Genomic DNA, 23,667 nt, shown 5'->3' with positions numbered 1-23,667 from the left:
ACACTCGCGTAAACCCTTGATCATCGCCTTGACGACCGTCGTGGCCGCGGTCGTTGTCGCTGCGAGCCTGGCTTACGGCGACTTTGGGGGTGACGCCGATGTCTGGACCAATGACGCCAAGTTCGATGCCGACTATACGGTGATCTCGCCGCGTGTATCGGGAGACCTGGTCAAGGTACACATCGAGGACCACGATCGCGTCGGGCGAGGCGACCCGCTGCTCGACATTGACCCCCGTGACTATCAGGTGGCGGTCGAGCGTGCCGAGGGCATGGTAGCGGCTGCCGAGGCCAATCTGGCGGAGATCGAAGCGCAGCTCGCCCAGCAGCCGGCGCAGATTCGTCACGCCGAGGCAACCGTACGCCAGGACGATGCCAACGCCGACTACGCGCGGGCCGACGCCGAGCGCTACGATCGCCTGCGCCACAACGGCAATGTGTCGGAGCAGAATGCGCAGCAGGCCAGTGTCAATGCACGCGCGCGGGAGGCGCAGCGACAGGCGGACCAGGCGACGCTGGAGAGTGTGCGCCAGCAGACCGAGGTGCTCCAAGCACAGCGGAAAGGCGCCGAGGCGGCGTTGGCGCAGGCCAAGGCGCAACGTCGGCAAGCGAAATTGGACCTGTCGCACACGCGAATCGAGGCTCCCATCGACGGGATCGTCGCTGCGCAGTCCGCTCGGGTAGGGGCCTGGGCCGAGGCGGGCGCAGCGCAGTTGGCTATCGTGCCGGTCCACGCCATCTACGTCACCGCCTACTATCGCGAAGTCGACATCACTCATGTGAAGCCAGGACAGCCAGTGAGCCTCTCCGTAGACGCCTATCCGGACCTCGATCTGCATGGTCACGTGAAGAGTCTGGCCCCGGCAACCGGCACGACCTTTTCACCCGTGTCGAGCAACGACGTGTCGGGCAACTTCACCAAGATCGTCCAACGACTGCCTGTTCGCATCACGCTCGATCCCGATCAACCCGGGCTCGATCGGCTCGCGGTCGGCCTGTCTGTCGAGACGACGATCCACACCAGTACCTAGGTTCAGACCAGCGCCTAGATTCACATCAGCGCCTAGATTCAGACCAGCACCGGCCGGATCTCGGCGTTCGACTCACACCGCTAGCGCGGCAGCCAGCCGCGGGCGATCAGCGGCGCCAGCAGCCGCCGGTGAATGCCTCGGGCCAGCCGGTGCAGCGCGGGCATGTAGTAGGCCTCGCAGCGCGCGGCGAGCAGGGCCACCGAGCCGGAGATGAGCAGCGCCCCCAGCATGTCCAGGGGGAAGTGCACCCCCAGATAGACCCGCGACCAGGCGATGCCCAGGCCGATGGCGGCGAAGATCACCCCCAGCGGGCGCAGCTCCCGCGACAGCAGCAGGGTCACCGCGGCGGCGGTGATCACCGTCATGTGGTCGCTGGGGAAGGAGCTGTCGGCGGCGTGGCTCAGGTAAGTGTGCCCCACCGGCAGCATGAACGGGCGCGGATGGCTCCACGTAAGCCCGATCACGCTGTTGACGCCGAGCGCAGCGACGCAGGCCACCAGGCCGCGCAGCGCCAGGCGCTGGCGGGCCGGGTCGCGCTGCAGCCAGCCGACGATCATCAACAGCGGCACCAGGTAGATGGCGTAGATGGCCAGCGCGTAGGCGAGATCCAGGGTCAGCCGCGAGGCGTGGGCGGGGGCGTTGAGCCAGTCGAACAGGCGAAGGTTGAGCGCTTCCATGATGGCGGTACGGGGGCGTCCTCGAGCGGCGTGCGGGAAAAACCAGATCGCCATGCTAGCGCCGCGACGGCGGGCGGTGCGCAGGGATTGGTAACGAAACGGTCATCTTTTTGTCAGCCGCCGCCTGGCGCTGTCGGCGTCTGGCAACGGGGTGACCGTCTGTGTTCTACGCCGGCTCGCTTAACAAGAGCTTAGGGCGGCCACGCCGTCGCTGACGGTGTGGCCGGGTGGTGCTGGCAGCGCCAGGCGTGGCGAGCGCTTCACGCCGGCAACGGGTTGGCCTCGAAGAAGTCGGCCACGCTCTGGTGCAGTGCCTCGGCCAGCGCCTGCTGGTGCGACTTGACCAGCAGGCGCTTGCAGTCGGCGCGGTTGGACATGAACCCGGTCTCCACCAGCATCGAGGGGATATCCGGCGACTTGAGCACCGCGAATGCCGCCTTATTGACCCGGTGCTGATGCAGGTGGGTCACCTCGCCGAGATGGCCGAGCGTGGTCTTGGCCAGTTTCTGGCTGGCGACGTCGGTCCCGCGCATCGACAGGTCGATCAGCACTGACTGCACGTCGGGGTCGTCCGAATAGATGTTGCTGTCGCGGGTCGAGTCGTAGCGGTCGGCGGCGTTCTGGCTCTCCGCCAGCCAGCGTGCCATCGCCGAACTGGCGCCGTGCTCGGAGAGGATATAGACCGAGGCCCCCGACGCCGACGGGGTGGGCGCGGCATCGGCATGGATCGAGATGAACAGGTCGGCGTGGTGGTCGCGGGCCATCAGCACGCGCTGATGCAGCGGAATGAAGATGTCGCTGTCTCGGGTCAGCGACGGCTCGAAGCGTGGGTCCGCGTGGAGCCGCGTCTTGAGTGCGTCGGCCACGCCCAGGGCGACATACTTCTCGTAGTGGTCGTCGGCGCTGACGCAGCCGGGGTCCTTGCCGCCGTGGCCGGCATCGATCTCGATGATCGCCTTGCGCGGCTGGCGGTGGGACTCGGCCTCGGCGGTGACCGCCGCCATCAGCGGATCGGGATCGTTGATGCTGACGATCAGCTGGGCACGGTGGGCATCCAGCTGGCGCACCTGGGTCCTGGGCTGCTTGAGCCGTTTCAGGTCGAGTACGATACGAATGCCGTCGCCGTGACGCCCGGTGCGCACGTCCTTGACGATGCCGGCGTGCTGGCGCGGGGCCTTCGACGGTGCAATGCGCGACACCTGTGGCAGATCGATGACCACCCGCGGCGGGTTATCCAGGGTGAACACCTTGTGTTCGTGGCTGCCCTCGAGCTCGATGACGAAGCTGGCACTGTCGTCGTCTTCCTGCAGGGTGAAGGGGGTGAGCGGGTTGGCGGCCAGCGCCCGGGTGCTGGGCAGGAGACAGGTGGCCAGAAGCGTGGTGATGAAGCGTCTTCTATCCATGACGGTGACTCGTGAAAATGGGTGACGATGGATAACGAAACGGACGTTATAACATAATGTTTATGGCCAGAGATCGGCATGACTATGACCGACGCCGGGCGTAAACGATCCCTCGGCGGAAGATATCTCGCGGGCTGTGACGCGCCGTGATTGCCTAACGGTCAGCCGGTGTCACTTTTGATAGCAGCGCATGGCAGTCCGGAAAGTGCCAGTCCACCGCTTCGGGGCAGGGGTTATCGGGGACGTTGACGAGCACCGTGGTCGTGCCCGCAGCGCGGCCGCAGGCCATGTCCATGGGGCTGTCGCCGACCATCACCAGCTCATCCGGCGCCCGCGCCCAGCGGCTGGCGAAGTGCTGCAGCCCGCCGGGGTGAGGCTTGGGCGGTGCTTCGTCGCGGCCGAGCACGTCAGCGTGGGCGAAGCAGTCCGCCAGGCCGATCGCCTCCAGCGTGATGTGCGCCAGCTCCTTGGCGTTGCGTGTCAGTATGCCCAGCCGGCAGCCGCGCTGGGCCAGGGTCAGAATCAGCTCGACCGCGCCACTCGCCGCGGTGGCCGCGAGTGCCAGCGCACGCTCGTGCTCCAGCAGCCAGGCGTGCTTGGCATCGCGCTCGGCCGCGGGCAGCGTCTCCAGGTGGTGGAGCAGATCCGCCTCCGCTGGGATTTCCAGCTCGCGCCGGATCGCCGGGAAGTCGTGCACGCCGACGGTGAGCGTGCCGTCCATGTCGAAGACCCAGTGGTGGCGGTGTTGCAGGGGGTGGGACGTCATGGGGCGCTCCTCGCGGGATATGCCTGGCATCCTGCCATGATCGATGAGGCTATGCGACGTGATGATGTATCTAGCCGACGTTGGATACCCATGATCGATGCCGTTTCTTGGGAGGTGGGGCGGGCTTCCTGCTGCTAGTGGCGCCAAGGGGGCGCGACTGCGCTATGGCCGGCGTCTCACTAGGACAATGCCTCTCTCTGTCCGATGGCTGCGGTGAGTGCCTCCTGCATGGCGCTCAGCTTCAGGCATGTCTCGTGATATTCATGGGATGGCTCCGAGTCGTCCACCAGACCGCAACCTGCAAACAGGTATGCCTGTCCGCGAACGAGCAAGGCCGAGCGCAGCGCCACCAGGAAATCGCCGTTGCCCTCTCCATCGAGCCAACCGAGAGGTGCTGCGTACCATCCGCGATCCATACCCTCGAGCTGGCGTATGCAGCCCAGCGCCGCGATGCGCGGGTAGCCTCCCACCGCTGGGGTCGGATGTAGCGCCTCTAGCAGGTCCAGGATCCCGTAGCCCTCGAGGAGGCGGGCGCGGATGGGGGTATCGAGATGCTGAATGCGTGCCAAACGTTTCAGGTTGGGTACAGCGGGGATCTCAAGCGCTTCGCTGAGTGGCGCCAGTGCTGCGCGAATCGCCTCCACCACCAGTCGATGCTCGTGTCTGTCCTTGGCACTGTCGAGCAGGGACTGGCCGAGCCGAGTATCTTCCTGGGCGTCGCCGCTACGGCTGATGGTTCCGGCCAGGGCATGTGTGATCACCTCGCCAGCGTCGACCTTGACCAGGCGCTCCGGCGAGGCGCCTATGAAACAGGCGTCACCGCGGCGGCAGGCGAATAGCTGGGCATCGTCGTGGCGCAGACGCAGCTGCTCGATGATCTGCCAGGGGGCGACGTCGCCAAGTGCCTGAGTCTGGGTGCGCGCCAGAACGACCTTGCCAAAGCATCCCTGGCGAATGTTCTGCACGGCTTCCGCCACCTTGCCCTCCCACTGTCGACGCGTCAGTGTCGAGTGGCTCTCCTGCCGCTCGCTGCGTGGCGGTAGTGCCCGAGGCTTGGCGGGTCGACATAGATGCCGCAGTGCGGCGTCATAGTCAGTGGCCAGGGCGAGAGCGTCCTCGCCGGGCTTGGCCAGATGCTGGCAGAGCACATGATGCTGCTGGTTCTGGCGTATCACCGTGACGTTGGCGAGCATTAGGCTGGCATCGGCAAAGGCCTGCCAGTGCGCTTCGCGCTGGCCGTACGTATCGAAGCGGAAGCCGCCGCAAAGGCGTGGCGCCAGCGGGCCGGCGACGACAGCATCGGCACGGAGCAGACGCCAGTTCTCCTCGACCTGAGTGAAGCGTTTCTCATCGTGGCCGTTCAATTCCAGGGCACAGCCCCAGGCAAAGAACGTCAGCTCGTGCTGTTCCCAATACAGGTAGGGCGTTCGCTGGTCTTCCCAGGCACCCAAGACCTGGAGCGGATCGATCGGATCGATGTCGAACGAGATCGCCGCCAGCACCGGATGCGCCAGCTTTTCCGCCTGCTCGATGGCACGTGCGAGGGTGTCATGCAGGCGCGCCAGATACCGGCTCGGCAGCGCTGCCCGGTTCATGCGCGACCTCGGGTCTGGCGCCAGTAGTCGATTTGCTGATCGATGTACCAGTGGATGACCTGAACGAACAGGTTCTCGATGAAGTCAGCATCGAGACCATGCTCCCGCGCCCAGGCGGCGCGTTGCGGGAGCATCGCCGCGACGCGCTCGGGCGCTGGTATCGCCGATTCGCTCTCCTTGAAGCGCGAGGCGGCCTTGACATAGTCCATGCGCCGGCCGAGTGCCTCGATGATCTCATGGTCGATTCGATCGATGGCATCGCGGATATCCGCCAGGCTGGAGCACGCTTCTGGGATTTTCATCGGATCTGGGGTTTTCATCGGGCAATCTCCCGGGAACGGTGGGAAGGATGAGCGAGGCGATGCAGCAGATGCTCGATCACCGCGTCGCGCATTTCGGTCAGATAGAAGTGGCCGCCGGGGAAACGCCGCAGCGCCACCGGTTGCCGGCTGGCATCTTCCCAGGCGTGCGCCTCGGCGCGGCTGACCTCCTCGTCACGCTCGCCGAGGAGCACGTCGAGTGAGCAGTCCAAGGCAATGGGGGGCACGCGCTGGTAGGTTTCGATCACCTGGTAGTCGGCGCGCAGGATCGGCAGGAATAGCGCGCGCAGTTTGGCATCTTCGAGCAACTCGCTGGCACCGCCCTGGCGCTGGATATCTGCCAGCAGCGCGGCTTCGTCACCCCTGTGCAGTGCTCCGCCGCGTTGTCGATGTGGTGCCGGGTGGGCGGAGACGAACAGGTGGCGTAGTGCTACGCCAGCGCTTTCCAGGCGCAGTGCCGTCTCATAGGCCAGCGCCGCGCCGAGGCTGTGGCCGAACAGCACCAGCGGAGTGTCGGCGAATTCGCGCAGCGCGTCGGCGGCGCCGTCGGCCAGATCGGCCAAACGGGTTGCCGGTGTTTGGTTGAAACGCTCTTCGCGACCTGGGTACTGCAGGGCGATCAGGTCGATATCGGCGGGTAGGTGGTCGCTCCAGTGGCGAAAGAAGCTGGCACTGCCGCCGGCGTGGGGAAAGCAGGCCAGGCGCAGGCGCGGCATCGGCGTCAGGCGCCAGGGGCGGATCCAGTGGGGGCTCATGAGCGTTCCTCCAACTCGCGGCGCAGGTGCTCGCGCAGATCCTTCTTGCTGATCTTGCCGATGCCGGTATGCGGGAACGCCGAAATCAGTTCGATGCGATCCGGCACCTTGAATGCCGCCAGGCCGCAGCCGTTCAGGTACTGCTTCAGTTTCAGCGTCGAAGGTGCCGGCTGACGTGGGATGACGAAGGCACAAGTGCGCTCGCCGAGGAGGCTGTCTGGCATCGCCACCACGGCGGCATCGTGTACCTGGGGATGGGCGATCAGCAGGTTCTCCACTTCCTCCGCTGCGATCTTCTCTCCGCCACGGTTGATCTGATCCTTGTCACGGCCCTCCACCACCAGATAGCCGTCGACGTCACGGCTGACTCGGTCGCCCGTGCGGTAGAAGCCGTCTTCGCTGAAGGTGATGGCGTTGTGCTCGGGCAGACGGTAGTAGCCGCGGATGGTGTAGGGGCCGCGCACCTGCAGTTCGCCAACCTCGCCGGGGCCGACCTCGCGGCCTTCGGCGTTGACCACCCGCACCTCGTCGTCCGGTGACAGAGGGCGACCCTGGGTATGCAGGACACGCTCCGGCGGATCGTCCAGGCGGGTGTAGCAGATCAGCCCCTCGGCCATCCCCAGCACCTGCTGCAACTGACAGCCGAGCAGCGGGGTGACGCGCCGCGCCGCGTTGCTGCCAAGCTTCGAGCCGCCGACCTGGAGCAGGCGCAGGCTGCAGAGGTTGGCGCGTCGGTTTTCCTGGGCATCCAGCCAGAGCATCGCCAGTGGCGGTACCAGTGCGGTGTGGCTGACCCTTTCGTGGGCAATCAGTGCGAAGCAGTACTCGGGATCGCTGCGCTGGCTGACCACCACCCGACCGCCAGCCAGCAGGGTGCCGATCACGCCTGGGCAACAGAGGGTGAAGTTGTGTGCCATCGGCAGGGCGGTAAGGTAGACCGTGTGTTCGTCGAAGCCACAGAGCTCGGCGCTGGCCCGCACGTTGTAGAGATACTCACGATGGCGTCGGGGTATCAGCTTTGGGGTACCGGTGGTACCGCCGGAAAGCTGGAAACAGGCGATATCTCCGGCACGCGCGGCACATTCTTCCAGCGCTTGTGCCTGGTAAAGGGGCTCCAGCGGTTGCAACGGGGTTTCGGCCTCGCCGTGAATCAGCGCCATCTGGCAGGCGCCGCTGGCGAGCAGTTCGCGGGCCATTGGCCGTGGGTCGAAACCATCGATCCGCTCGGCGCCAATGTAGGCCTTGGCGCCGCTAAAATGGCAGAAACCGCCGATTTCATGCTGGCGATGGGCGGGCAGGGCCATGACCGGACGGACGCCGAGCTGGAACAGGGCGAAGCAGGTTTCGACGAACGCGATGCTATTGGGCAGATGCAGCACCACCGTGTCGCCGCACGCCAGACCGATGTGACGCAGACCCGCCGCCAGACGTCGGCAGCGAACCAGTAAGTCGGCATAGGTGAGGCGTTGTTCGGTGTCGCACAGGGCGATCCGCTGCGGGTGGTCAGTGGCCCTAGCGGCCAGGGCTTCGGCGAAGCTAGTCGGTTGCCAATAGCCGGCTTCGATATAGCGACGAACGAAGTCGTCTGGCCAGTCGGGAGCATCCTCGAGGGATGAGGGAAGCGTGGACGTGGGCGTCATGCGGTCTCCGAGGGAGCGGTCGATTGTCATTTCATGTAAATGAGATTTATTATCATCTGCGGGTTGTGGAGGGGCGCGCAAGCGGACGCCTTTCGATGGCGGGACTTTTTCGTTCGGTGCGGTGGCGGGAGGCGCGATGCGGTGCCCGTCGCGGCTAAAAAGCGCGCCTGTCCCTCTGCGCTCAGCAAGGCCCTGCCATGTCGGCGGCGCCCGGACTACAGGAACATTCGATGGCCATCACAATCATTGCCCCGAAGTCGGGTGGCGTCGGGCCGGCACCCGGTAACCGGGCCGGCGTCGCGCACTTCGACCTGAACCTCAAGCTGGTGTCCGGGACCTTCCTGTCATCCAACGAGGCGTGGTACGAGGAGCCGCTGGAACGGGGTCTGCGGCTTATCCTGGTGCAGAGTGGCCGGCTGCGCTGCCGGGTTCCCGGTCAGCCCGAGCACCTCATCGAGGGACCGAGCCTGTGCACCATCGCCAACGACGGAGAGTTCAGCTCGGCACAGATCTACGCCACCGACCAACCGTTGCGCTATACCATCGTCCAACTCGGTGTCGAGGTGTTGAGCAGTCGCATCGGCGGGTTTCCCGAGCGACTGACCCGGCGCCCCGGCGGCGATCCGAAGATCATGAGCTGCCCGGCGCCACGGGCGATGCAGGCACTGGCCTCGCAGATCGATACCTGCCAAATGGTCGGTCCGGCTCGCGACCTCTACCTGGGCGGCAAAGCGCTCGAAATGGCTGCGGTGAGCGCTCAGTTTCTCTCCGGCGAGTCGCCTTCTTCCGCCGGACAGCGCATCACCTGCGGCGAAGTCGAGCGCGTGCACGCTGCCCGCGACATCCTGATCGGCGCGTTGCAGGATCCGCCATCACTGGATACGTTGGCCCGTCGCGTGGGCACGAACCCGCGCAAGCTGACCGCCGGCTTCCGCAAGGTCTTTGGCACCAGCGTATTCGCTTACCTGCAGGAGTATCGTCTGCGCGAGGCGCACCGGATGCTCTGTGATGAGGAGATGAATGTATCGACGGTGGCCTATCGCGTGGGCTATAGCCCGGCGCATTTTTCCATCGCTTTTCGCAAGCGCTATGGCGTCTCACCGAGCGACATCCGCTAGTCCGCGGGCGCTACATCTAACGAAACAGTGCGGCTGCCTAAAGCCGCGTCATTTAGGCTCCTTCATTAAATGAGATAAGGTCGCATTTGATAATAACTGCCATAACGGCAGTCGACTTCAGATGCCTGCCTCAGGGAGCCTCCATGGATCTGCCCCTCGATTCGCGTTCCGCGCTGCGCGACTGGATGACCGAGCAACTCGCCGAACTGCTTGGTGAGCCACTCGACGATGTTCGCGCCCTGGCGGACGACGACGATCTGCTGGGCTGTGGCCTCGATTCGATTCGCCTGATGTACCTTCAGGAGCGCTTGCGGGCGGGCGGTGCGGCGGTAGATTTCGCCCAACTGGCGCAGCGTCCTTGTCTGGGCGACTGGCTCGACCTCTTGGTGGATACCGTACCCGCGCCGACGCCGGCGATGCCGGAAACCTCGCTGGCACCTGGCCAGCCCTTCGCGCTCTCTTCCGTGCAGCAGGCCTACTGGCTGGGCAGGGGCGCCGACGAGGTGCTGGGGAACGTCAGTTGTCATGCGTTTCTCGAATTCCGCGCGTGCGATCTCGATCCGCAGCGCCTGGCCGTGGCGGCGCAGTGCGTGCGCCAGCGCCACCCGATGCTGCGAGCGCGCTTCATCGACGGGTGTCAGCAGATTCTCGCGTCACCACCGCTGCCCTGCTTCGACCTGCAGGAGTGGCGCGAACTACCCCCGGAACAGGCCGAACGCGACTGGCAGGCCCTGCGCCAGTGGCGCGCCAACGAGTGCCTGGCGGTGGAACAGGGGCAGGTGTTCCTGCTCGGGCTGGTGCGCATGCCGGCAGGCGAAGATCGCCTCTGGCTGAGCCTCGATCTGCTCGCGGCCGATGTCGAGAGCCTGCGCCTGCTGCTCGCCGAGCTGGGCACTGCCTACACGGCGCCGGCGCATCTGGCGCCGCCGCCCGCGCTGCACTTCGCCGATCACTTGGCACGTCGCGCGGTGCGGGATGAAGAGACCGAGGCGCGGGCCCGTGCGTATTGGCTGCAACGCTTGCCGAGCCTGCCGGATGCGCCGGCCCTGCCATTGGCCTGTGCGCCGGAGACGATTCAACGGCCCCACACCCAGCGCCTGGCGTTCACGCTTTGCGCCCGCGAGAGCCAGTCCCTCGAGCAGTTGGCGGCACGCCATGGCGTGACCCTGTCGAGCGTGTTCGGCTGCGCCTTCGCCACGATCCTGGCGCGCTGGAGCGAGACCGCGGAATTCTTGCTGAACGTGCCGCTGTTCAATCGTCACGACGAGGATCCGCGCATTGGCGAGGTGATCGCCGATTTCACCACCCTGTTGCTGCTGGAATGCCGTATGGACGCCAGTCGGCCCTTCGTCGAGGCGGTGAAAGACTTTCAGCGCTGTCTTCACGGTGCCATCGACCATGCCGCGTTCCCGGCGCTGGAGGTGCTGCGCGAGGCGCGTCGGCAGGGGCAGCCGCGCTCGGCGCCGGTGGTGTTCGCCAGTAACCTGGGTGAGGAGACCTTCGTGCCGACGGCCTTCCGCGAAGCTTTCGGCGAGCTCCATGACATGCTCTCGCAAACGCCGCAGGTGTGGCTCGACCATCAGCTCTACCGGGTCGACGATGGCATCCTGCTGGCATGGGACAGCGTTATCGGGCTGTTTCCCGAGGGCATGCTGCAAACCATGTTCGACGCCTATGTGGGTGTGCTCCAGCAACTCTGCGACAGTGCCTGGGAGCGACCGCTCGGCCTGCCGTTGCCTTGGGCGCAGCAGGCGCGCCGGGCCAGGCTGAATGGTCAGCCGTCGCTCGCTGCTCCGCGCACATTGCATCACGATTTCTTTGCCCGCGCGCTGGCCGCGCCGTCCGCCGTCGCGCTCTGCTACCGCGACAGGTGCATCAGCCGTGGCGAACTGGCCGAGCGCGCCCTGCGCATGGCCGGTGGCCTGTGCGCCGCCGGCGTCAGGCCGGGGGACGCGGTGGAGATCAGCCTGCCGCGCGGGCCTGAGCAGGTTGCGGCGGTCTTCGCCGTGCTCGCGGCGGGGGCCTGCTATGTACCGCTGGACATCGACCAGCCGCCGGCGCGCCGACGCCTGATCGAGGAAGCAGCCGGGGTGCGCCTGGTCATTGCCGGGCTGGACGACCCGCAGGCCTCGCCGCCGCGTTGGGATAGCGAGCGTTTGGCGTGCATGCCGGCCCTGGCCGCACCGTTGCCACTGTCGCCACAGGCCAGCGCCTATGTCATCTACACCTCCGGCTCCACCGGGGTGCCCAAGGGTGTGGAAGTCAGTCACGCGGCGGCGATCAATACCATCGACGCCTTGCTCGATCTGCTGCAGGTGAGCGAGGCGGATCGCCTGCTGACGGTTTCGGCGTTGGACTTCGATCTCTCGGTGTTCGACCTGTTCGGTGGCCTCGGTGCGGGCGCCAGCCTGATTCTGCCAAGCCAGGCACAGGCGCGCGATGCCGCCGCCTGGGCACAGGCCATCCAGCACCATGGGGTGACCTTGTGGAACTCGGCACCGGCCCTGCTGGAAATGGCCCTTAGCCTGCCTGCCAGCCAGGCCGACTACCGTAGCCTGCGCGCGGTGCTGCTGTCCGGCGATTGGGTGGCGCTGGATCTGCCCGCGCGCCTGCGTGCGCGTTGCGACAGCGCATGCGAGCTCCATGTGCTCGGTGGCGCCACCGAGGCGGGCATCTGGTCGAACCTGCAAAGCGTCGATACGGTGCCGCCACACTGGCGCTCGATTCCCTATGGCCGCCCGCTGCCCGGGCAGGCCTACCGGGTGGTCGACGCGCAGGGGCGTGACGTGCCGGATCTGGTGGTCGGCGAGCTGTGGATCGGTGGCGCCAGCCTGGCCCGTGGTTATCGCAACGATCCCGAGCTGAGCGCGCGGCGTTTCGTCCACGATGGCCAGGGCCGCTGGTACCGCACAGGGGATCGTGGACGCTACTGGCCCGATGGCACCCTGGAATTCCTCGGCCGGGTCGATCAGCAGGTGAAGGTGCGCGGTCAGCGTATCGAACTGGGCGAGGTGGAGTCCGCGCTGTGCGTCCCGCCCGGGGTGGAAAGCGCCTGCGCGGTCGTGCTCGAGGGTGCTACTGCGAGCATTGGCGCGGTGCTGGTGCCGCGCCTGGCAGAGCGCGCCGATAGCGCCACGCAGGTGCCGGAGGCACATCGCTTCGAGAGCCTGGCCGAGGCTGAAACGGTGGTGACCCGAACGCTGCTTGGTACGCTGCTGGAGGCGCCGCTGGCACTCGATGATGCCCTGCGCCAGCGCTGGCGCGACTGGCTGGAGGACTCCGCCACGCACCGGCTGCCGTCGTGCGACGACGCGTTGCAGCGGCTCGGCTGGCAGGCCGCGGACCTGGCCGCCATGGATGACGCCCTGCGTGTTCAGCTCAGCGGGGAGCAGGCTGCTGCACTGCTTCTCGATCCCTGGCTTGCGCCACAGGCGCTGGCCGCGCGTCTGCCGGATGGCCGCGAGGCTCTGGCGCGCATGCTGGAAGCGCTGCCGACGCCGGCCAATGGCGAGCGCTTGCGGGTGGCCATCGTCGATACCCGCGCCGGACTCTGGCTTGACCCGGCGTTGATCGCGCGGATGCACCCGGCGCTCGAATTGACGCTCTTCGAGCGCAGTCGTGGCCTGCTCGATGCCGCCGCTGCGCGCCTGCCGTCGCAGTGGGCGACCCAGCTACTGGACGACGGCCTGCTACCGGCGGAACACCTTGGCCGCTATGACCGGGTGATCAGCTTCGCCGCGCTGCATACCTACGATACCGGCCGCGAGGGGCTGGCGCTGGCGGTGTCACTACTGCGGCCGCAAGGCAGTCTGCTGCTGATCGATCTGCTGCGCGACTCACCTCTGGCACTGCTCGGCGCCGCGCTGCTCGACCCGCGGCCGCTGCGTCTGGCGCCGTTACCCACGCTACTGGAGGAGATCGCCGAGGTGGGGCTGACGCCGCACTGCCTGTGGCGCAGCGAACGCGTCGCGCTGATTCAGGCGCAGTCACCGGGCGTCGGACTCGATGCCGCTGCGCTTCACGCCACCTTGGCGGCGCGCCTGCCGCAGGCGATGCGCCCGGACCATCTGTGGTGTCTGCCGTCCCTGCCATTGAACGCCAATGGCAAGGTCGACCGCCGTCGTCTGGCGCACAGCATGAGCCGTGCGCTGGGCCAGGGTCGCGACGAGGAGGTGGCGGGGGAGCCGCTGCAAGCCCACGAAGAGGCGCTCGCCGAATGTTGGGCGGCGCTGCTCGAACGTCCGGTAAGGCAGCGCGATGCCAACTTCTTCAGCCTCGGCGGCGATAGCCTGCTGGCGACCCGTCTGCTGGCCCAAGTTCGCGAGCGCTTCGGTGTGCGTCTAGGCATGGCCGACTTCTATCGTCAGCCGACCCTGGCCGCCCTCGCTGACAAGGTGCGTAAGCCGGCCGTCGACCTCGCTGACAAGCCGATGGAAGAGGGCGTCCTATGAGCCTGGGCGAACTGCTGGAAACCTGCCATAGCCGCCGCATCGAACTCTGGAGCGAGGAGGGCCGCCTGCGTTACCGTGCGCCCCAAGGCGCCCTCGACGCCGACCTTGCCGAGCGCCTGCGGGCCGAGCGCGAGGCATTGCTGGAACATCTTGAGGGTGGCCCGGACTGGCGCGCCGAGCCCGAGCTTGCCCATCAGCGCTTCCCGTTGACCCCGGTTCAGGCCGCCTACGTGCTGGGCCGCCAGGCGGCTTTCGACTACGGCGGCAACGCTTGCCATCTCTACGTCGAGTACGACTGGCCAGCCGACACCGACCCCGAACGCCTGGAAGCGGCCTGGAACGCTTTGGTTGCTCGCCATCCCATGCTGCGCGCGGTGATCGAGGACAACACCTGGCAGCGGGTACTGCCCGAGGTGCCCTGGCAGACGTTGGCCGTGCACCCTTGCGCGGAACTCGACGAGGCGGATTTCGAGGCGCATCTGGGCCGGGTGCGCGAGCGTCTCGATCATGCCTGCGTAGCGCTCGACCGGTGGCCGATCCTGCGCCCCGAACTGAGTCTGGGTCGGCATGCCTGCGTGCTGCACTGCTCGGTGGACTTCACCCTGATCGATTACGCCAGCCTGCAACTGCTGCTCGGCGAATGGCGCCAGCGCTATCTCGATCCACAGGGCACAGAGCCTCCATTGCAGGCGACCTTCCGCGACTATGTTGGGGTCGAGCAGCGCCGTCGCCAGTCGCCGGCCTGGCAGCGTGACCGCGACTGGTGGCTGGCGCGTCTGGACGGTCTACCAGGTCGCCCCGACCTGCCGCTGCGGGCGCAGCCGGACACCCATGCCACGCGCTTCCAGCACTGGCACGCGCGGCTCGATGAAGCCGACTGGCAGAGCCTCGGTACCCGCGCCGCGGAATACGGGTTGAGTGCCGCGGGCGTGGCCCTGGCGGCATTCGCCGAGACCGTGGGGCGCTGGAGCCAGACCCCGGCGTTCTGCCTCAACCTGACGGTGCTCAATCGGCCGCCGCTGCACCCTCAGTTGCCGCAGGTACTCGGCGACTTCACCGCCCTCAGCCTGCTGGCGGTGGACAGCCGTCAGGGCGATAGCTTCGTCGAGCGTGCGCGGCGTATCGGTGCGCAGATGTTCGACGACCTCGACCACGCGACGTTCGGTGGCGTCGATCTGCTGCGTGAACTGGCCCGTCGGCGGGGACGTGGCGCTGACCTGATGCCGGTGGTCTTCACCAGTGGTATCGGCAGCGTGCAGCGGCTGCTCGGTGAGGGCGAGGGGCCGCGCGCGCCGCGCTACATGATCAGTCAGACGCCGCAGGTGTGGCTGGATTGCCAGGTCACCGACCAGTTCGGTGGGCTGGAGATCGGCTGGGATGTGCGCCTGGGACTGTTCCCCGAAGGTCAGGCGCAAGCCATGTTCGACGACTTCGTCGGCCTGTTACGGCAACTGGCGCAGAGCCCGCTTGCCTGGCGTGACGACGAGGCCGCGGCGTCCCTGGAAGCGCTGCCGCAGGCGTTGCCCGGCAGCGCGCGGAGCATCGCCGCAGGCTTCGCCGAGCGTGCCCTGCTGACCCCCGAGGCAACGGTGATCCACGACGCCAGTGGCAGCTACAGCTACCGCCAGGTCGCCCAGCACGCCAGCGCCCTGCGTCGTGCACTGGCGGCGCAGGGCGTGGGCCGTGGCCAGCGGGTCGCGGTGATGCTGCCCAAGAGCGCCGCGCAACTGGTCGCGGTGCTTGGCGTGATCCAGGCCGGCGCCGCCTATGTGCCACTGGATATCCGCCAGCCGCTGCTGCGCCGCCAGGCGATCCTGGACAGTGCGGGCGTCGCGGCGCTGGTCTGTCTGGAACACGATGCCCAGGAGACCGGCTGTCCCTGTCTGGCCATCGATCGTCTGGAGGCCGATCACGACTGGCCGCCGCCGCCCGCCGCGGAAGTGTCAGCGGATGACCTCGCCTACGTGATCTACACCTCGGGCTCCACCGGTACGCCCAAGGGGGTGATGCTCAGCCACGCCGCGGTGGGCAACACGCTGCTCGATATCAACGAGCGCTACGCGGTTGGCGAGCATGACCGACTCCTCGGGCTGGCCGAGCTGAGCTTCGATCTGTCGGTCTACGATCTGTTCGGGGCCACTGCGGTGGGCGCGCAGATCATCCTGCCGGACCCCGCACGCGGCAGCGACCCGTCGCATTGGGTCGAGCTGATGGAACGCCATGCCATCAGCCTGTGGAACTCGGTGCCGGCTCAGGGCCAGATGTTGATCGACTATCTGGAGAGCGAACCCGAGCGGCGCTTGCCTGGGCCGCGTTGCGTGCTCTGGTCCGGTGACTGGATTCCGGTCAGCCTGCCGACTCGCTGGTGGCAGCGCTGGCCGGAAAGCGCACTGTTCAGTCTGGGCGGCGCCACCGAGGCGGCGATCTGGTCGATCGAGCAGGCGATCCGCCCGCAGCATGCCGATATGGCCAGTATTCCCTATGGCCGCGCCTTGCGCGGGCAGAGCGTGGAGGTCCTGGATGCGCGTGGCCGGTGTTGCCCGCCCGGGGTACGCGGCGAGATTCATATTGGCGGGGTGGGGCTGGCGCTCGGCTACGCCGACGATCCGCAGCGAACGGCCGAGCGCTTCGTGCGGCATCGCGATGGCCGCCGCCTGTACCGCACCGGCGATCTTGGCCGTTATCTGGCCGACGGCAGCATCGAGTTCCTCGGTCGCGAGGATGATCAAGTGAAGATCCGCGGGCACCGTATCGAGCTGGCCGAGCTGGACGCCGCGCTGGGTGCTCATCCGCAGGTCAATCTGGCGGCCACTGTGGTGCTGGGTGAGGCCCATGAGCGGAGTCTGGCCAGCTTCGTCACCCTGCACGCGCAGGAATCGGGCGATACAGACCCACAGGCGGCGCTCGATGCGGTGCGCCAGCTGGCGGCGCAGGCCTTGCGGCGCGACTGGGGTAGCCTCGAGACGATTGCCGACGCGGTCGCGGCCCTCGATCGCGCTTGTCTTGCCTCCTTGGCGGCGTGGCTGGCCGGCAGCTGTCTGTTCGCCAGCCGCGTGCCGCTGGATGTCGCCACCCTGTGCCAGCGCCTGGGTCTCGCCGAGGAGCGACAGCGCCTGCTGCGCCACTGGTTACGCCAGTTGCACGAGGGGGGCTACCTGCGCGTCGAAGATGAGGGTTGGCTGGGGTGTGAGGAGCGTCCCACGCTGCCACCGGATGCGGCCTGGGCGGCGTTCGCCGAATGCGCACCGGCGTCGCTCTGGCCGGCGGAACTGGTCGCCTACCTGCGCGACAGCGCGCAGTCTCTTGGCGAACAGTTGGCCGGGCGGATCAGCCCGGCGGCACTGATGTTCCCGCAGGGGTCGGCGCGCATCGCCGAGGCCATGTACAGCCAAGGTCTGCATGCCCAGGCGCTGCATGACGCCATGGCCGAGGCCATCGCCGCCATCGTCGAACGGCAACCGCAGAGGCGCTGGCGTCTGCTGGAACTGGGCGCCGGCACCGCCGCCGCCAGCCGCGCGGTGATCGCCCGGCTGGCGCCGCTGGTGGCGAGTGGTGTGGAGGTGGATTATCTGTTCAGCGACGTCTCCAGCTACTTCCTCGCTGCCGCCCGCGAACGTTTCGCCGGCCAGCCCTGGGTGCGCTTCGGCCGCTTCGATATGAACGGCGATCTCCTCGACCAGGGGGTGGCGCCACACTCGGTGGACATCGTGCTCAGCTCCGGGGCCTTGAACAACGCCGTGGACACCCCGCGGCTGCTGTCCGGCCTGCGCCAGCTGCTGAATGCCGACGCCTGGCTGGTGATCCAGGAGCTGACCCGTGAGCACAACGAAATCAGCGTCAGTCAGAGCCTGATGATGGAAGCCCCGCGCGACCTCCGGGCTCAGGAACACCAGTTGTTCGTGCATGCCGGGCAGTGGCTCGACTGGCTGACGCGCGAGCCGGGTGACCTGGCGTGCAGCGTGGTAGCGCCCGGCAGTGCCCTCGACCTGCTCGGCTACGATCTCCTGCTGGCGCGCAGCAAGACCGACCGGGCGCGCCTGGAGCCAGCCGAGCTGCTGGCTTTCGCCGCAACACGGGTACCTCGCTACATGCTGCCGGCACAGGTTCGGGTGCTCGAACGCCTGCCGGTCACCGGCAATGGCAAGATCGATCGCAAGGCCCTGGCTGGTTTCGCCCGCCGGCCCCAGCCGAACCCGAATCGCGGCACTGCCCAGACGCCGACGGACGGGTTGGAGCGCGCGCTGCTGACGCTCTGGTGCGAGGTGCTGGACAGCCCCGGGCTGGGGGTCGAACAGGACTTCTTCGCTGCCGGCGGCGACTCGCTATTGATCGCCCAGCTGATCGCGCGTCTGCGCGAGCGGCTGGAGGAAGCGCGTCGTCATCCATTCGATCGCCTGCTGCGCTGGGCGCTCAGCCAGCCGACCCCGCGCGGTCTGGCCGAACGTCTGCGTGCCACACCCGATGAGGCGCCTGAGCAGGGTATGCCGACGCCTCGCGGTGTCGTGCCGGAGGTCACATCCCAGCCACCCGCGCCCCTCGGCTCGGGCCGGCCTTCGCTCGATCCGCTGGTGCGGCTGGTGGCCGGCGAGGGGACACCGCGGGTGTTGATCCACGAAGGGCTGGGTACGCTGCTGCCCTACCGGCCACTGCTGCGCGCTTTGGGCGAGGAGCGGCCGCTGCTGGGGTTGGCGGTGCACGACAGCGACGCCTACCTGGCGATCCCTGCCGAGCACCTCAACGCCTACTTGGGCCGGCGCTATGCCGAGGCGCTACAGGCGGCCGGGCTGCGCGAGGTCGATCTGCTCGGCTACTGCTCCGGTGGGCTGCTGGCCCTGGAAATGGCCAAGGCCCTGATACAGCGAGGGGTGCGGGTGCGCCACCTGGATATCGTCTCCAGCTACCGCATCCCCTATTGCGTGGACGACGAGCGCCTGCTGTTGTTCAGCTTCGCTGCCACCCTGGGCCTGGATACCGCAGCGCTCGGCTTCCCTGCGCCGCAGCAGCTCGGCCAGGCCGTGCAGGCGGCGCTCGTGCAGACGCCGGAACGTCTGGGCGACGAAGCGCTGGCAGATTTGCCGAACCTGGCCGATCTCGCCGCCCTGCGTGCCCGCGTATTGCAGGCGGCCAGCGGCAGCGCCGATGCCGCTAGTCTCGAACGGGACACCCTTTACCGGCTGTTCTGCCACTCGGTGCGCGCCAGCCAGGCCGAGACACCGGCGCCCTACGTCGGCGCCCTGCGGCTGTTCGTGCCGAACGCCGGTAATCCGCTGGTGCCGCGCTACGCCGACGCCCTGGAGTGTGAGTGGCGGGCTGCCGCGCTCGGCGCTTGCCGTGTCCAGGAGATTGTCGGCGGACACTTCGACTGCCTGGGCGAGGCCCTGGCGCAATGCCTGCTGACAGAGGAGGGGACGCGATGAGCGACGTCCATTCCGTGGTGGTCGCCGGTTCCCGGTTCGGCCAGTTCTACGCCGCCGGCATCGCCGCCGACCCGCGTTTTGACCTGCGCGGTATTCTCGGCCAGGGCAGCCGACGCTCCCAGGCCCTGGCAGCGCGTCTGAATGTCGAGTGCTGGTGCAACGTCGCGGCCCTGCCGGACGATATCCGGCTGGCGTGCGTCGCGGTCGGCGGGGCGGCCCGCGGCGAGCAGGGCCCAGCCTTGGCGGAGGCGCTGATGGCGCGTGGCATCGATGTGCTGATCGAGCATCCGCTGTTGCCGCGCGAATGGCAGCATCTGCTGCGTCGTGCCGAATGTCTGGGGCGGACCTGTCTGCTCAACACCTTCTATCCGCAACTGCCGGCGGTGGCGCGCTTCATCGAGCTGGGCCGACAACTACGTCGGCGTCGGGGCATTCGTCATCTGGACGTGGCCTGTGGCGTGCAGGTGGGGTTCGCCACCCTGGACATTCTCGCTGCCCTGCTGGAGGGGAGCGGCTCCTGCTCGCTGGAGGTGCCGTCGAGCGCGCGGTCGAGCATGCGCCACCTGTCCCTGGTGCTGGCCGAGGTGCCTTTGAGTCTGCAGGTGCTCAATGAACTGGCCGACGCCGACGATGGACGCATGACCCTGCTGCAGCGCATCAGTCTGACCACCGACCGCGGCACCCTGAGCCTGCTCACGCCCCATGGCCCATTGCTGTGGACGCCGGCGGTGGCTGTGCCGGCCGAGGACGACGATGGCCTGTTCGCGTTGTTCGACGAGCTCCCCGGCGAGCCGCTACCCAGCGCTCAGCTCTGGTACGCCGAGCCGTGTAGCTGGACGCAGATCCATCAGCGGCTATGGCCGGCAGCGGCAGCCGAAGCGCTGGCGCTGTTGGCTGACGGAGATGCGGTGCGCCAGCGTAACCAGCGCAGCCTGGAAGTCGCCGCCCTGTGGCAACGTATCGCCGAGTGTCTGGGGTTCCCCGAGGCGCCGCCGCGATCCCTGGCATCGGCGAGGCTGGAGCAGATCCTGGAGCCCGCGTCATGACCCCGGTGCTATGGCGTCTGCTGCGTCCCTATCGCGGGCGGATGTCCCTGGCCATGGGCTTGCAGGCCGTGGCCGGGCTCTGCTCGCTGCTGCCATGGATGCTGCTCGCCTGGCTGGCCGAGCCCCTGGCGCAGGGACGGGCGCCATCGGCGCTGCTGGCCTTGGTGCTGCTGGCCCTGCTGGTGTGGTTGAGCTGTCAGGCGCTGGCTGCACATCTAGCCCACCAGGTCGATGCGGATCTCTGTCATGACCTGCGCTGGCGCCTGCTGTCGCATCTGCAACGATTACCGCTGGCGTGGTTCGTTCACCGGGGCCAGGACGGTGTGGCGCGACGTGTCGAGCAGGACGTACGGGCCTTGCATCAGTTGATCGCGCATGCGCCCAACGATCTCAGCAATCTGCTGGTGGTGCCGCTGGCGGCGATGCTATGGCTGGCCTGGTTGCAACCCTGGCTGCTGTTGTTCTGCTTGCTGCCGTTGGCGTTGGCCTGCGCTGGCTTTCTGCGGCTGCGTTCGGCGCGTTACCGCGATCAGGTGCTACGCCGCAACGCCGCCCTGGAAACCCTCGCGGCGGATTACGGCGAGTTCGCCCACAACCTGCTGCTGGCGCGGCAATATCCCGATGCCGGCGTGCAACGCCGTGTCGAGGCGTCGGCGCGGGCTTTCGGCGAGGCGTTCGCTGCCTGGGTGGCGCGGGCCGGGCATCTGGCGGCACTGGTCTACCTGCAGCTATCCACCCCCTGGCTGCTGGCCTGGGTCGTACTCGGTGCGCTGCTGCTCGATAGCCTGGGCGTGCCTCTGGCGCTGGGACAGGTCTGCGCCTTCCTGCTCCTGCTGCGGGCGATGGCCGCGCCGGTTCAGGCGCTCGGACATGGCGGCGATGCGTTGTTGAGCGCCCGCGCCGCCGCCGAACGTCTGCAACAGGTGTTCGCTCAGGCGCCACTGGCCGAAGGCCGTGCGACCACGCCGCCGGCCGACGGTGCGGTGAGGGTGAGCGGCCTGGGGCATGCTTACGAGGGTGAGGCGGTGCTGAGCGATATCGATCTTGCACTGCCGGACGGCAGTCTGGTGGCGTTGGTCGGCGCCTCCGGTTCCGGCAAGAGCACCCTGCTGCACCTGCTGGCGCGCTACATGGATGCCGGGCGCGGCGAGATAAGCATCGGCGGCGTGGCGCTGCGGGATCTACCCGACGCGGTACGCCACCGGCATATCGTGCTGGTGGACCAACAGGCGGCGGCGCTGGAGATCTCTCTGGCCGACAACATCGCGCTGTTGCGTCCTGATGCTGGGCTTGACGAGATTCGCCAGGCGGCCCGCCTCGCCTGTCTCGACCGGCGCATCATGGCACTGCCGCGCGGCTACGACAGCGTACCGGGATCTGACCTGTCGCTCTCCGGCGGCGAGTTGCAGCGCCTGGCACTGGCGCGTGCGCTGTTGTCGCCGGCACGCCTGCTACTGTTCGATGAGCCGACCTCGGCGCTCGACCCGCAGACCGCCCGCCAGGTGCTGGGCAACCTTCACCGGCATGGCGACGGGCGAACCCGGATAGTCGTCGCCCATCGGCTGTCCGAGGTGCGCGATGCCGATCTGATTCTGGTCATGGCCGATGGCCGTCTGGTCGAGCGCGGCGAGCACGAGACGCTGCTGGCGGCGGACGGCATCTACGCGCGGCTGTGGCACGAGCAGCACGGCGGGGAGGCGGCCGCATGAGTCTGTTCGAACGACTGCGCGCGCTGCCGGATGAGTGCCGGGATGCACTGCGTCGGGCAAGCCTCTGGGCGATGCTGGCCGGCGTGCTGGATGCGGTCAGCGGGGTGTTGCTGGTGCCCTTGATCGAGGCCTGGTTCGCCGCGGGTAGCGTGCCCTGGCACTGGGCCACGGCACTGCTCGGCGCGACCCTGGTGCAGGCGCTGGTGCAGTACCTGGCCCTGAGACGGGGATTCGCCGCCGGCGGTGCGCTGACCGCCGGCCTGGTACGCCAGCTGATCGCGCGACTGCCGTGGCTGGCGCCGCCGGCACTGGATCGGGTGGCGCCGGCCGAAGGCCTGTTGCATGGCCCGGTCATGCAGGCCATGGGCATTCCGGCGCACCTTCTGGGCCCGCTGATCGGTGCCCTGGTGACGCCGCTCGGCGTGGTGCTCGGGCTGTTCCTGATCGACCCGCCGATCGCGCTGGCGTTGCTCGTCGCGGGTATTCTGCTCGGCCTGCTGCTGCGCTGGAGCGGGCGGCGCAAGTTGGCGGTGGAGGACGCCCGCATGGCCGCCGAGCGCGATGTCGCGCGGCAGGTGCAGGCCTTCGCCGAACACCAGCCGCTGCTGCGCGCGGCACAGCGCGAGAGTCGTGCCAGGAGGGGCCTGGAAGCGGCCCTGGCGTCCCTCCACGACACCACCCTCGGGTTGCTGCGGTGCAGTCTGCCCAGTGGCCTCGGCTTCGCCCTGGCGGTGCAGGCGGTGTTTGCTGGCGTGCTGCTCGGCGGGGCCTGGGCGGTCCAGCACCAGGCGCTGGATGGTGCGCGTCTGGTGGCGGTACTGGTGCTGCTGGTGCGCTTTCTCGAACCGCTGGCCCAGCTCACCCATCTCGACCAGGCGCTGCGGGGCGCCTGGCAGGCCCTCGATACGCTGTTACGAGTGTTCGTCCTGCCGCCGCTGGAGAGCCCCGAGCCGGGTGAGCAGCCGCGCGATGCCAGCCTGGCGGCAACGAAAGTGAGTGTGCGCCTGGATGATGGCCGGGCGCTGCTCACGGATATTGACCTGAAGCTGGAGCCGGGCTCGCTGAACGTCGTGGTTGGTCCTTCCGGGGCGGGCAAGAGCACCTTGCTGGCCGTGCTCGGGCGGCTCTACGACGCCGATGCCGGGCGTGTCCTGCTGGGGGGCGTGGATATCCGCCGATTGAGCGCAACAACGCTGGCCGCCAGCCGCAATCTGGTATTCCAGGACAATGGCCTGTTCCGCGGCAGCGTCGCCTGGAATCTGCGCATGGCGCAACCCGGTGCCAGTTTCGAGGCACTGCGCGAGGCAGCGCGAGCGGTCGGGCTGCTGGCGGAGATCGAGCGCTGGCCACAGGGCTGGGAGAGCGAGGTCGGCCCCGGCGGCGCACTGCTGTCCGGTGGTCAGCGCCAGCGCTTGTGTCTGGCTCGCGGTTTCCTATCGACGGCGCCGCGACTGTTGCTCGATGAGCCTACCGCCAGCCTCGACGCCGTCAACGAGGCGCAGGTGTTGCGTAGTCTGATCGCCTTGCGTGGCCGGCGAACCCTGCTGGTGGTGACCCATCGCCCGGCGCTGGCGTGTCTCGCCGATCAGGTGCTGGTGCTGGAACAGGGGCGCCTGCGCGCCAAGGGGCGGCCTGCCGAACTGCTCACCCGCGACGCCTGGTATGCCGACTTCGCCGCTGGCACGGATGCCAAGAGTTCCCAACGCTCCCGGGATCGATAGAGAAAGGCCGGCAATCGAA

The 23,667-nt window shown here is 67.8% G+C and carries 14 protein-coding genes; 7 read left to right on the top strand and 7 right to left on the bottom strand.

What is annotated here, in order from left to right; all coding sequences use genetic code 11:
- Positions 1-16: 16 nt before the first annotated feature.
- On the top strand, positions 17-1,030 hold the full coding sequence (locus QO259_RS16250; protein WP_285950744.1) for an HlyD family secretion protein: 1,014 nt from the start codon (positions 17-19) through the stop codon (positions 1,028-1,030).
- 80 nt (positions 1,031-1,110) lie between these two features.
- Here QO259_RS16250 and QO259_RS16245 read toward each other — a convergent pair whose 3' ends face one another.
- The 7 genes from QO259_RS16245 to QO259_RS16215 form a co-directional block, all read right to left on the bottom strand.
- Complete coding sequence (locus QO259_RS16245; protein ID WP_207033933.1) at positions 1,111-1,761, bottom strand: phosphatase PAP2 family protein; 651 nt, start codon at positions 1,759-1,761, stop codon at positions 1,111-1,113.
- Between the two features lie 206 nt (positions 1,762-1,967).
- Positions 1,968-3,110 (bottom strand): N-acetylmuramoyl-L-alanine amidase, encoded by a 1,143-nt coding sequence (locus QO259_RS16240; protein ID WP_285950743.1) that lies wholly within the window; start codon positions 3,108-3,110, stop codon positions 1,968-1,970.
- Positions 3,111-3,264: 154 nt separating this feature from the next.
- Positions 3,265-3,876: an HAD family hydrolase gene (locus QO259_RS16235; protein WP_285950742.1), complete on the bottom strand. Its 612-nt coding sequence runs from the start codon at positions 3,874-3,876 to the stop codon at positions 3,265-3,267.
- A 179-nt stretch (positions 3,877-4,055) separates the two neighbouring features.
- A complete protein-coding gene (locus QO259_RS16230; RefSeq protein WP_285950741.1) occupies positions 4,056-5,471 on the bottom strand; it encodes an isochorismate synthase in 1,416 nt (471 codons plus the stop codon).
- Positions 5,468-5,791 carry an isochorismate lyase gene (locus tag QO259_RS16225; RefSeq protein ID WP_285950740.1) on the bottom strand — a complete coding sequence of 108 codons (324 nt, stop codon included), beginning with the start codon at positions 5,789-5,791 and terminating at the stop codon, positions 5,468-5,470. The genes QO259_RS16230 and QO259_RS16225 overlap by 4 nt, the downstream gene beginning before the upstream one ends.
- Positions 5,788-6,546, bottom strand: coding sequence for a thioesterase II family protein (locus tag QO259_RS16220; RefSeq protein ID WP_285950739.1), 759 nt, complete (start codon positions 6,544-6,546; stop codon positions 5,788-5,790). Before QO259_RS16220 ends, QO259_RS16225 begins: the two co-directional genes overlap by 4 nt.
- Positions 6,543-8,186, bottom strand: coding sequence for a (2,3-dihydroxybenzoyl)adenylate synthase (locus QO259_RS16215; RefSeq protein ID WP_285950738.1), 1,644 nt, complete (start codon positions 8,184-8,186; stop codon positions 6,543-6,545). The genes QO259_RS16220 and QO259_RS16215 overlap by 4 nt, the downstream gene beginning before the upstream one ends.
- A gap of 230 nt (positions 8,187-8,416) precedes the next feature.
- On the opposite strand from QO259_RS16215, the gene QO259_RS16210 reads away from it, so the two are divergent.
- The 6 genes from QO259_RS16210 to QO259_RS16185 all read left to right on the top strand — a co-directional run bounded on the left by QO259_RS16210 (position 8,417) and on the right by QO259_RS16185 (position 23,648).
- Positions 8,417-9,304: a helix-turn-helix transcriptional regulator gene (locus QO259_RS16210; protein ID WP_285950737.1), complete on the top strand. Its 888-nt coding sequence runs from the start codon at positions 8,417-8,419 to the stop codon at positions 9,302-9,304.
- A gap of 143 nt (positions 9,305-9,447) precedes the next feature.
- A complete protein-coding gene (locus QO259_RS16205) occupies positions 9,448-13,755 on the top strand; it encodes a non-ribosomal peptide synthetase (protein WP_285950736.1) in 4,308 nt (1,435 codons plus the stop codon).
- The gene (locus QO259_RS16200; RefSeq protein WP_285950735.1) at positions 13,752-19,172 is read left to right on the top strand and encodes a non-ribosomal peptide synthetase; all 5,421 of its coding nucleotides are present in this window, start codon (positions 13,752-13,754) and stop codon (positions 19,170-19,172) included. The genes QO259_RS16205 and QO259_RS16200 overlap by 4 nt, the downstream gene beginning before the upstream one ends.
- The gene (locus tag QO259_RS16195) at positions 19,169-20,218 is read left to right on the top strand and encodes a Gfo/Idh/MocA family oxidoreductase (protein WP_285950734.1); all 1,050 of its coding nucleotides are present in this window, start codon (positions 19,169-19,171) and stop codon (positions 20,216-20,218) included. Before QO259_RS16200 ends, QO259_RS16195 begins: the two co-directional genes overlap by 4 nt.
- Positions 20,215-21,927 (top strand): ABC transporter ATP-binding protein, encoded by a 1,713-nt coding sequence (locus QO259_RS16190; RefSeq protein WP_285950733.1) that lies wholly within the window; start codon positions 20,215-20,217, stop codon positions 21,925-21,927. The genes QO259_RS16195 and QO259_RS16190 overlap by 4 nt, the downstream gene beginning before the upstream one ends.
- Entirely contained in the window at positions 21,924-23,648 is a 1,725-nt protein-coding gene (locus QO259_RS16185) for an ABC transporter ATP-binding protein (protein ID WP_285950732.1), read from the top strand. Before QO259_RS16190 ends, QO259_RS16185 begins: the two co-directional genes overlap by 4 nt.
- Positions 23,649-23,667: the final 19 nt, after the last annotated feature.

This window comes from Salinicola sp. JS01 (assembly GCF_030284585.1).
GTDB lineage: Bacteria > Pseudomonadota > Gammaproteobacteria > Pseudomonadales > Halomonadaceae > Salinicola.
This window is presented reverse-complemented; position numbering and strand designations above follow the sequence as displayed.